This window comes from Rhodoferax sp. GT1R46 (assembly GCF_056521285.1).
The window spans coordinates 63,234-73,503 of sequence record NZ_JBWMBC010000012.1 but is presented as its reverse complement, the minus strand read 5'-3'; the positions used below and the strand labels follow the sequence as shown (position 1 = coordinate 73,503).

Here is a 10,270-nt window from a genome sequence, read left to right as displayed (position 1 = left end):
TACATCTTCCAGTAAACCAATAAAAGTCTCGGCATTCATGGCAACCTCCCAAGCTGGATATCGCTTCACTCTACAAATTGTTGGGCTTAATTTCAACAATTAATGAGGACATAGCCTTTCTGGACGGCAATGGCCGGATTGGCCGCCTGCTGATTGCTGTGCTGCTGGAACACTGGGGCTTGATGACACAACCCCTCATGTACCTGAGCGGCTACCTCAAACAGCACCAAGCAGAATACTACCGCCGCCTGTCCTCCGTGCGCAGTGACGGAGATTGGGAGTCATGGCTGGCCTTCTTCCTGGAAGGCGTGGCCATGGCAGCCGCAGAGGCAGAGCGCAGCATCATTGCTGTTGCCAGCTTGATTGCCGCCCACCGCAAGCGCCTGCTGGCTGCACCAAAGTCCGGGCCAGCAAGCTACCGTCTGTTCGAAATGCTGCCGCTGATGCCCCGCTTCACCGTGGAACAGGTACGGCAAAAGTTGGCGACGACTTTCCCAACCGCCAATGCGGCGGTCAAAGTGCTGGAGGATTTGGGCATCGTGACTGAGGTAACGGGACAGAAAACCAAGCGCAGCTATGGATACACGGCCAACATCCAGCTGCTGGCGGGTTAGCCATTGCAAGCTCTTTGAGAATGGGTGAACTGGCTGGCCATGTCGGCGCTATAGTGCGACGAAGCAAAGGGAGTGAAGTAAAACATGACAACCATTGATACGTCACTGCGTGCCTGGCATCCACCGGGTTTGCCGCTATCTTTATGTGAGCTGCTCGCGCATATTCCACGTGAGCTTGAGACCAACTTCATAGGTCAAATCTCCATAGTATTCAGCAGCGACCTGCAGTCAAAATTGCGTTAACGGGCAATGGAAAAGTTTGAGCTCAAGCCTTGGAATCGAGGCATTGCCGACGAAGAATTTGTCGCCGACCTTCAGCGTCTATCTGTTTTGCGTGGAAAGCCGTCCGTAACCTACGACGAATACGACCAAAACGGGAAGTGTCGCTCTCACACAATCGAGGTACGACTTGGCGGATGGAATGCGGCCCTCCGTGCCGCCGGGCTTAAAGTCACGCGGCGCTACCTCAGTGACGACGACCTTTACGAAAACTTCCGGGACGTGTGGATGCGCCTCGGTCGCCAGCCAACTGGCGATGATCTTCGTGACAAACCAGTTTCAGGAAGCAAGTTCGGGCGAAATACTTACGCCAATCGCTTTGGGTCTTGGCGAAAAGCTTTAGAAGTATTCGTTGCATGGGCTGAACAAGCAGAGGTTGAGGGCAATGGACATACGGGTCTCTATCTGACACGTCCCGCCCCTATAAGAACACGCGCACCATCAGATCGCTTGCGTCTTCGTGTCATGCTTCGTGACAACTTTAAGTGCCAGTACTGTGGCAAGAGTCCTGCAACTCATCCGGGGATCACTCTTCCCCTTGATCACCGTGTCCCGTTCTCTAAGGGTGGCGAGAGTGACTTCCAAAACCTCCTGACCGCTTGTGCGCAATGTAATCTTGGCAAAGGTGATCTCAGTGCAAGCGCGCCAGCCCGCAGACTCGTCGCTCAAGTTCGCGCCCTTCGGTCGTAGGACGCCGCAAAAGCGCGGAGCCTCTTACCTTGGACGTCAATGCGCTTCACCGGCACCCTAACCACCTGGAATGACGACCGCGGCTTCGGCTTTCTGCAGGCCAAGCAGGGCGGCGAGCCGGTCTTTGCGCACATCAAGGCATTTGCGCCCGGCACCGGGCGGCCGCAGTTAAACCGACCCTATTCCTTCGAAGTGGAAGCTGGCGTCAAGGGCAAGCGGGCCAAGGCCATTGCACCGGTCCGCGTCACGCAAGCGGGACGTACACCGGCCAGAGCGCGTGACCACCAGCGCCCCTCCCCAGTGGGGCACGGCCACGCTGTTTGCCATTCCCGCCTTTCTGTGTCTATACGCAGCAGTGGCCGTGCTGTGGCGCCCACCGGGCTGGATTGCGGCGGTCTATGCGGGCATGAGTCTGCTCACCTTCATGGCCTACGCCATGGACAAGTCTGCGGCGCGAGCACGACGATGGCGCACGTCCGAGACCACTTTGCATCTGCTGGCGCTAGTGGGCGGCTGGCCCGGTGCGCTTCTGGCGCAGCAGTGGCTGCGGCACAAGTCGGCCAAGCGGGCGTTTCGTGCGGTGTTCTGGGCAACGGTACTAGTGAACGTGGCGGGCTTGGCGCTGCTGTGTTCACCGTGGGGACGCTTGCGCCTTGGGCTTTAAAGCAAAATTGGCCTCTAGCCCTCATGGGATATGCGCAAGCAGCTATTGAATCAATAGCACCCTGCCACAGAGTTGGGCATTACCCTAGCGGACGCTAGCAGGGGTACACCGTGGCCAGCGCGTTGGTCAACACCAGCTGCACCGGCATATCCGCCTCGTACACTTCGGCATTGCGCTTGAGTTCAGTGGTGTAGAGGCCCTTGGCCATGCTGGGTTCCAGTCGGCGACCGTTGAGGCAGATGTGGGCTTGCCCCCATTTCGCACGGCGTGGCTGTGGGCCTCCATGGCCCCTTCCATGACGCCTACCAAGTAGTAGTCGGTATAGGTTGCGCCTTGTTTTTCCGTCTTTTCCAGCGTGCGCATCTCACGGATGGTCATGGCCGACGCAGGCACGATGAGCGCCATGCCCAAAGCCAGTGCCAGGGAGCCACGCAGGCCATCGGCGAAGCAAGAATGCAATGTGGGAGGTGACAAGCAATTGGTGCGCATGGGGATGAGTCGTCCGTATGCGCCCATTCTTACAGTTTTACTTCAAGCGCATTTCTGCCGCACGCGCGTGGGCTTGCAGGCCTTCGCCATAGGCCAGCTCGGCGGCAATCGGGCCCAGCACCTGGGCACCGGCTTCGCTCACTTCAATCAGGCTGCTGCGCTTTTGAAAGTCGTACACGCCCAGCGGGCTGGAAAAGCGCGCAGTACCGCTGGTGGGCAGCACGTGGTTGGGGCCGGCGCAGTAGTCGCCCAGGCTCTCGGACGTATAGGCACCCAGGAAGATGGCGCCTGCGTGCTTGAGCAGGGGTTCCCAGCGGTGCGGGTCGCGGCTGGACACTTCGAGGTGTTCGGGCGCAATCCGGTTGCTAATAGAACACGCCTCTTCCATGCTGCGGGTGTGAATCAGGGCACCACGGCCGGTGAGACTCTTGGCAATGATTTCAGCGCGCGGCATGGCAGGCAAAAGGCGATCAATGGCCGCGTGCACCTGGTCTATGTAGGCTGCGTCCGGGCATAGCAAAATGCTTTGCGCCAGCTCATCGTGCTCAGCCTGGCTGAACAAATCCATGGCCACCCAGTCGGGCGGCGTGCTGCCATCGGCCAGCACCAGAATCTCGCTCGGGCCGGCAATCATGTCAATGCCGACGGTGCCAAACACACGGCGCTTGGCAGCGGCCACATAGGCGTTGCCGGGGCCGGTGATCTTGTCGACCTTCGGAATGGTAACTGTGCCATAAGCCAGGGCGGCCACCGCCTGTGCGCCACCAATGGTGAAGGCGCGGGAGACCCCGGCCACGTAGGCGGCCGCCAGCACCAACGGGTTCTTTTCGCCTTTGGGTGTCGGCACCACCATGATGATCTCGGCCACGCCGGCCACGTGGGCAGGAATGGCGTTCATCAACACGCTGGAGGGATAGGCGGCTTTTCCACCGGGCACATAGATTCCTACACGGTCCAGCGGCGTGACCTTCTGGCCCAGCAGACTGCCGTTTTCATCGCGATAGCTCCAGCTTTCGCCGCAGGCTTTCTTCTGGGCTTCGTGGTAGGAGCGCACGCGCGCCGCAGCCGCCTGCAGTGCGCTGCGCTGGGCGTCGGGAATGGCGTCAAACGCGGCCTTGAGCTCGGCCTGGGTCAACTCCAGCGCCTGCATGGACGCAGACGCAAGGCCGTCAAAGCGCGCCGTGTATTCCAGCACTGCCGCGTCACCGCGCACCTGCACATCCGCCAGAATTTCGGCCACACGTTGCTCGATGGCTGCGTCGGTGTCGGCCGCCCAATGCAGTCGGGCCGTGAATTCAGCCTCGAATTGGCTGCTGGCCGTTGAAAGACGTGCGGGGGTAGCTATCAAAGTCATAGCAATAGTAAGAATTTAAGCAGGAACAGCAATGGCGCTGGCAAAGGCGTCTATGATTTTTCGGATGGGCTCGCGCTTGAGCTTGAGCGCAGCCTGGTTCACCACCAGACGCGAGCTGATTTCCATGATCTGCTCCACCTCGACCAGATGGTTCGCCTTGAGGGTGTTGCCGGTAGACACCAGATCCACAATGGCGTCGGCCATGCCCACCAGTGGAGCCAGTTCCATACTGCCGTAGAGTTTGATGAGGTCGACGTGAACCCCCTTGGAGGCAAAAAATTCGCGGGCGATTGCCACGTATTTAGTGGCCACGGTCAGGCGAGAGCCCTGCTTGACGGCCGAGGCATAGTCAAAGTCGGCGCGCACGGCCACACTGATGCGGCACTTGGCAATCTGCAGGTCCAGCGGCTGGTACAGGCCCTGGCTACCGTGCTCCAGCAAAGTGTCCTTGCCGGTAATGCCCATGTCGGCGCCGCCATACTCCACATAGGTGGGCACGTCGGTTGCCCGCACGACCAACACGCGCACATGGGGCTGGTTGGTGGTCAAAATCAGCTTGCGCGATTTTTCCGGATCATCCAGTACCTCAATGCCTGCAGCGCGCAGGAGCGGCAGGGTTTCTTCGAAAATACGGCCTTTGGAAAGCGCGAGGGTAATCATGGAGCCACTCATTTGATGCGTTCGATGTCAGCGCCAATGCCGCGCAGCTTGGCTTCCATCTGGTCGTAGCCGCGGTCCAGGTGGTAAATGCGGTCGACCACGGTCTCACCTTCTGCCACCAGGCCGGCAATCACCAGGCTGGCAGAGGCCCGCAGATCGGTGGCCATGACGGTGGCGCCCGACAGCTTCTCCACACCCTCAATCACGGCCACTTTGCCGTCGATCTGGATGTTGGCACCCAAACGGACCATTTCATTGACGTGCATGAAACGGTTCTCGAAAATAGTCTCGGTGACTTTGCTGGGGCCATGCGAAATGCTGTTGAGCGCCATGAACTGGGCCTGCATATCGGTCGGGAATCCGGGGTACTCGGTGGTGCGAAAACTCTGCGCCTTGAGGCGGCCTTGCGACTGCACGCGAATACCACCTTCAACCGCCGTGACCGTGGCGCCCGCATCACGCAGTTTGTCGATGACGGCATCCAGGTGGTCAAAACGGCCATGCCGAAGAAACACGTCGCCGCCCGTCGCAGCAACGGCGCACAAAAACGTGCCGGCCTCAATGCGGTCTGCCACGACTTGGTGGGTGCAACCGTGCAGGGCCTCAACGCCCTGAATCCGGATGCGGCTGCTGCCGTGCCCTTCAATCTTTGCGCCCATCTGGATGAGCATTTCGGCCAGATCAGGAATCTCAGGCTCCTGCGCCGCATTTTCCAGAATGGTTTCGCCTTCGGCCAAAGCCGCGGCCATCAGGAAGTTTTCTGTACCGGTAACCGTCACCATATCGGTGGCTATGCGCGCACCTTTGAGTCGCGTGCGGCCTTTGGGCAGCTTGGCGATCATGTAGCCGTGTTCCACCACAATTTCAGCACCCATGGCGGCCAGGCCCTTGAGGTGCTGGTCTACCGGGCGAGAGCCAATGGCACAACCTCCGGGCAGGGAAACTGTAGCCTCGCCAAAACGCGCCAGCAACGGCCCCAGTGCGAGCACCGACGCCCGCATGGTCTTGACCAGTTCATAGGGCGCCTCGGGTGAACTCAACTTGCCAGCGTCGACCCGCACGGAACCATCCGCGTTCTGGTCGATTTGCACACCCATATTGCGAATCAGCTTGAGCATGGTGGACACGTCCTGCAGACGCGGCACATTGTGCAAAGTCACTGGTTCGGCACTGAGGAGCGTGGCGCACAGCTCGGGCAAGGCGGCGTTTTTAGCGCCAGAAATCAGCACTTCGCCTTGAAGTTGCCGTCCGCCGCGAATCAGTAATTTGTCCATCTATAGTGCCTGTGCTTTAGCGGTTTGCCTGATCGGCCCACTCAGCCGGAGTAAGGGTTTTCATTGACAGCGCGTGCACTTCATCGGTCTGCATGCGCGTGCCCAAGGTGGCATAGACGCGCTGGTGCCGCTGAATGGGACGCAGGCCCTCAAACGTTGCCGAGACAATGGTGGCATACCAATGGCGGCCGTCGCCTTCAAGCTGGCAGTGTTCGCAGGGCAAGCCGGCAGTGATCAGGGTTTGGAGTTCTTCAGCGGTCATATCAAAACGGAGTAAGGGGATTAGCTGCGGATCTTGTAGCCAATGCGCAGCAAATACATGGCCAGCGCGCTCGCGCCCAGCAAAGCCATACCAACGATCGTCAGACTCAACCAGGGTGACGCATCGCTCACACCAAAAAAGCCGTAACGGAATCCGTCGATCATGTAGAAAAACGGGTTGAAGTGGCTTGCGCTTTGCCAAAAGGCCGGCAAAGAGCTGATCGAATAGAACACACCACTCAAAAAAGTCATGGGCATGATCACGAAGTTTTGAAATGCCGCCAACTGGTCAAACTTCTCTGCCCACAGACCTGCAATCAACCCCAACGCACCCATCAGTGCCGCGCCCAGCAAGGCAAAAGTCAAAATCCACAATGGCGCTGCAAAGCCCAAGGGGGCAAACCAGAACGCAACCACCAGCACCCCAGCACCCACTACCATGCCGCGGACGATCGACGACCCGATGTAAGCAATAAACCAGCTCCAGTGCGACAGGGGCGTGAGCAGGAGAAATACCAGGTTGCCCATGATCTTGCTCTGAATGAGCGAAGACGAACTGTTGGCAAATGCGTTCTGCAAAATGCTCATCATGACCAGCCCCGGCACCAGGAACGAGGTGTAACCAATGCTGTCGTAGACCTTGACGTGGTCTTCCAGCACGTGACCGAAAATCAGTAGGTACATCACCGCTGTGAGCACAGGTGCTGCTACGGTCTGAAATCCAACTTTCCAGAAGCGCAGCACTTCCTTGTAAAACAGGGTCTGCCAGCCGGTCATTTAGCACTCACCTCAAGAATGGGGGTTTTGGAATGGCGGTTCATGATCTCGATGAACACGTCTTCCAGGTCGGCCTTGCGCATCTCCACATCTTCCACCAGCAGGCCCGACTCGCGCACCGCGGCAAGGTACTGCTCAATTTCGAGCGCATTGTGGGCTGGCAACTGGACTACGCTGCCGGTAATGCGGGCGCGGGCTGCCAGCGCAGGCGGCAGCACCCCCGCCGTTTTGAAGCGCAACACATTGCCCGATGCCGCCTTGAGAAGTGCGCTAGTGCGGTCCAGTGCGACGATGCGACCGGTCTGGAGCATGGCAATGCGTCCACACAGCGCCTCGGCTTCTTCGAGGTAATGGGTGGTCAGGAGCACGGTGTGACCCTGCTTGTTGAGTTTCGAGACGAATTGCCACAGGGTCTGGCGCAATTCAACGTCCACGCCTGCTGTGGGCTCGTCCAGCACAATCACAGGCGGCTTGTGCACCAGCGCCTGGGCAACCAGCATGCGACGCTTCATGCCACCTGAGAGTTGGCGCATGTTGGCGTTGGCCTTATCGGTCAGACCCAGGCTTTCCAGCAACTCGTCGATCCATGCATCGTTGTTCCTGATGCCGAAATAGCCCGACTGAAAACGCAAGGCTTCGCGCACATTGAAAAAAGGGTCAAAAACCAGCTCTTGCGGCACCACGCCCAATTTGCGACGCGCCTGTGCGTAGTCTTTTTGAACGTCGCTACCCATGACGGTCACGCGCCCGCTCGTGGCGCGCGTCAGTCCGGCCAGGATGCTGATCATGGTGGTTTTGCCAGCGCCATTGGGACCCAGCAAGCCAAAAAACTCGCCTTCTTCAATGTCGAGTTGCACGCCGTCGAGCGCCATAAATGTGGCGCCTTTGGGCCCGCGAGGCAATGGATAGACTTTGGAAACGGATTGAAAGGAGATAGCGGTCATGGGGGTCCGCTATTTTAAGCGGCAGGAACTCAGGTACGGGGCAGCAGCCCCTCGATTCCGTACAAAGTAGCCAAATCGTCCAGGTGCGGGGGAAGCCCCTGCACTGCCAGCGACTTGCCCGCGCGAAAACAGCGGCGGCGAAACTCAAGAAGAACAGCCAGGGCGGAGGAGTCAAAACGCTTCAACGACCCGGCATTCACCACTACAGGCGAAGCCTCTGCCGACATACCGGCCGACAACTGGGCCAGGCAGGCACCCGCACGGGCGTGGGTCAACTCCTCAGGCAAGCTCAGCACATCAAGCCTTTTTTGCGTTGGCCTTGTTGCGCTCGGACAGCGTGGCAATCAAGCCGTCAAGTCCTTTGGCGTTGATTTCCTGTGCGAACTGGCTGCGGTAGGTTTCGACCAGCCACACACCCAGCACATTGAGGTTGTAGATGCGCCAGCCAGCGCCCTGTCCTGGAGTTTTTTCCAGTCGATAGTCCAGCTGAATGGGGTCGCCACCACCCTTGATCTCCGTGCGGACCATCACCTCTTTGTCTTCGGGTGCGGAGCGCAGGGGTTTCATGGAAACAGTCTGGTCCTTCACCTGCGCCAACGCGCCGGCATAGGTGCGCACCAACAGAATTTTGAATTCCTCCTGCAGGCGTTTTTGTTGCTCAGGGCTGGCCTGGCGCCAGGCCGGTCCCACTGCCGAAGCCGTCATCCGCTGAAAATTGACGTGGGGCATGATACGGGCATCCACCAAGGCGATGACTGGCGCAATATCACCCGTCCGCAACGACTTGTCAGCCTTGATGGTGTCGAGGACATCCACGGACAGGCGCTTGATCAACGCATCGGGGGCTTCATCCTCAGCATGTGCTGCGGCGCCTACGGTCAAAGCTGCGAGGGCCACGAAACCCACCAGAACCTGACGCAAAAAATCACGCTTCATAAATACTCTCTTGAACCCATTAGGGAAAACACCATTATCCAACTTCCCCGGCCGTTGTGTGCCGCGAGGTCAAAAACGGATTCAGGGGGGAGTCTCCTGCTCCGGCTCCTCTTCAGGCGGGTTCCCGTCATACACCCGGTTGCGCTGGCGCTGCAGATAGGCATCCCGGGTGAAGCTGTATTTGTCCAGGGCCGCCTCTTCCACCACGTCCCCCGCCTTGAGGTACCCGGCACGGGTATCGACCAGATTCAATACAGTCAAACCGGTGCGGGTCGCGGTGTCGTCCACGCTGTTAACCAGATTGCCTTTGAGATCAACGGGCAAGGCAACGACTTCACGCAACGTGGATACGCCCAGAAACGGCAGGACCAGGTAAGGCCCTGGAGGTACGCCCCAACGCCCCAAGGTCAGACCAAAATCTGCAGGATGTCGCTCGACATTCAGGTCACTGGCAATATCCAGCACGCCACCGAGCCCCAATGTTGAATTCACCATGACACGGCCAATGCTGTCACCGGTATCCCGGCCCCGCAATTGCAGGGCGTTGTTGACGGCCGACCAGATGTCTGCAAGGTTATTGAAAAAATTACCCACCCCGGTGCGGACCCAGTAAGGCGTGGCGCTTTGGTAGGCCGTAGCGACAGGCTTGACCACAGCACGGTCTAACGCGTCGTTGAACGAAAAAATGCTGCGATTCAGCGATTCCAGTGGGTCACGTCGATCCGGATTGGGCACTGTGGCACAGCCCTGCAGCAACACGACCATTGCGGCCAACGCCCACGCCCCAACGCGGGAGCCACGATTTCGCTCCAGTGAAAGCAAAGAAAGCGTTTGTACCTTCATTATTTTTTAACAGGGTCTGCGGCGGGGCCTTCGGCCGCCTTGCTGTAGAGAAACTGGCTGATCAGGTTTTCCAGCACCACGGCAGACTGGGTTGCGCCGATGGTGTCGCCGGCTACCAGGTTGCTGGCATCTGCCCCAGCTTCAATGCCGATGTACTGCTCGCCCAGAAGGCCGCTGGTGAGAATCTTCAGTGAACTGTCCTTGGGAAACGCGTAGCGGTTCTCCAGGGCCAGGGTGACGCGGGCCTGGAACGTCTTGTCATCAAACGTGACCGACTCCACGCGCCCCACCACCACGCCACCGCTGCGCACCGCGGCCTTGGGTTTGAGTCCACCGACATTGTCAAACTTGCCCATGACCCGGTACGTGGGCTGAAAACTCAGGTTCAGCAAGTTAGCCGACTGCAGCGCCAGAAACAGGATCGCTGCTGCCCCAATCATGACAAACACACCAACCCACACATCTTTCTTTGAGCGTTGCACAAC

Annotated in this window: 13 protein-coding genes and 1 pseudogene; 4 read left to right on the top strand and 10 right to left on the bottom strand. The window is 58.9% G+C overall.

All coding sequences use genetic code 11. The features are described 5' to 3' along the window. The first annotated feature begins 182 nt into the window (after nt 1-182). The 4 genes and pseudogenes from AC097W_RS19835 (at nt 183) to AC097W_RS19820 (ending at nt 2,247) form a co-directional block, all read left to right on the top strand. Nucleotides 183-614 (top strand): Fic family protein, encoded by a 432-nt coding sequence (locus AC097W_RS19835; RefSeq protein ID WP_479604366.1) that lies wholly within the window; start codon nt 183-185, stop codon nt 612-614. Between the two features lie 249 nt (nt 615-863). Then, nucleotides 864-1,583 carry a homing endonuclease associated repeat-containing protein gene (locus tag AC097W_RS19830; protein ID WP_479604365.1) on the top strand — a complete coding sequence of 240 codons (720 nt, stop codon included), beginning with the start codon at nt 864-866 and terminating at the stop codon, nt 1,581-1,583. Nucleotides 1,584-1,622: 39 nt separating this feature from the next. After that, nucleotides 1,623-1,757 (top strand): annotated as a pseudogene (locus AC097W_RS19825) (cold-shock protein); the annotation flags it as partial. Between the two features lie 103 nt (nt 1,758-1,860). Next, nucleotides 1,861-2,247 carry a DUF1294 domain-containing protein gene (locus AC097W_RS19820; protein ID WP_479604364.1) on the top strand — a complete coding sequence of 129 codons (387 nt, stop codon included), beginning with the start codon at nt 1,861-1,863 and terminating at the stop codon, nt 2,245-2,247. Nucleotides 2,248-2,773: 526 nt separating this feature from the next. Here AC097W_RS19820 and hisD read toward each other — a convergent pair. The 10 genes from hisD to mlaD form a co-directional block, all read right to left on the bottom strand. Then, complete coding sequence (hisD, locus tag AC097W_RS19815) at nt 2,774-4,090, bottom strand: histidinol dehydrogenase (RefSeq protein WP_479604363.1); 1,317 nt, start codon at nt 4,088-4,090, stop codon at nt 2,774-2,776. Nucleotides 4,091-4,105: 15 nt separating this feature from the next. After that, a complete protein-coding gene (gene hisG, locus AC097W_RS19810) occupies nt 4,106-4,750 on the bottom strand; it encodes an ATP phosphoribosyltransferase (protein ID WP_479604362.1) in 645 nt (214 codons plus the stop codon). Between the two features lie 8 nt (nt 4,751-4,758). Then, complete coding sequence (gene murA / locus AC097W_RS19805) at nt 4,759-6,024, bottom strand: UDP-N-acetylglucosamine 1-carboxyvinyltransferase (RefSeq protein WP_479604361.1); 1,266 nt, start codon at nt 6,022-6,024, stop codon at nt 4,759-4,761. Nucleotides 6,025-6,040: 16 nt separating this feature from the next. After that, the gene (locus AC097W_RS19800; protein WP_479604360.1) at nt 6,041-6,286 is read right to left on the bottom strand and encodes a BolA family protein; all 246 of its coding nucleotides are present in this window, start codon (nt 6,284-6,286) and stop codon (nt 6,041-6,043) included. A 20-nt stretch (nt 6,287-6,306) separates the two neighbouring features. Further along, nucleotides 6,307-7,062, bottom strand: a complete 756-nt coding sequence (locus tag AC097W_RS19795; RefSeq protein ID WP_479604359.1) for an ABC transporter permease — start codon at nt 7,060-7,062, stop codon at nt 6,307-6,309. After that, nucleotides 7,059-8,006: an ABC transporter ATP-binding protein gene (locus AC097W_RS19790; protein ID WP_479604358.1), complete on the bottom strand. Its 948-nt coding sequence runs from the start codon at nt 8,004-8,006 to the stop codon at nt 7,059-7,061. The genes AC097W_RS19795 and AC097W_RS19790 overlap by 4 nt, the downstream gene beginning before the upstream one ends. Nucleotides 8,007-8,035: 29 nt before the next feature. Then, on the bottom strand, nt 8,036-8,302 hold the full coding sequence (locus AC097W_RS19785; RefSeq protein WP_479604357.1) for an STAS domain-containing protein: 267 nt from the start codon (nt 8,300-8,302) through the stop codon (nt 8,036-8,038). Nucleotide 8,303: 1 nt separating this feature from the next. Then, a complete protein-coding gene (locus AC097W_RS19780) occupies nt 8,304-8,942 on the bottom strand; it encodes an MlaC/ttg2D family ABC transporter substrate-binding protein (protein WP_479604356.1) in 639 nt (212 codons plus the stop codon). 81 nt (nt 8,943-9,023) lie between these two features. Then, nucleotides 9,024-9,785, bottom strand: a complete 762-nt coding sequence (locus AC097W_RS19775; protein ID WP_479604355.1) for an MlaA family lipoprotein — start codon at nt 9,783-9,785, stop codon at nt 9,024-9,026. After that, nucleotides 9,785-10,267: an outer membrane lipid asymmetry maintenance protein MlaD gene (gene mlaD / locus AC097W_RS19770; RefSeq protein ID WP_479604354.1), complete on the bottom strand. Its 483-nt coding sequence runs from the start codon at nt 10,265-10,267 to the stop codon at nt 9,785-9,787. The genes AC097W_RS19775 and mlaD overlap by 1 nt, the downstream gene beginning before the upstream one ends. Between the last annotated feature and the right edge of the window lie 3 nt (nt 10,268-10,270).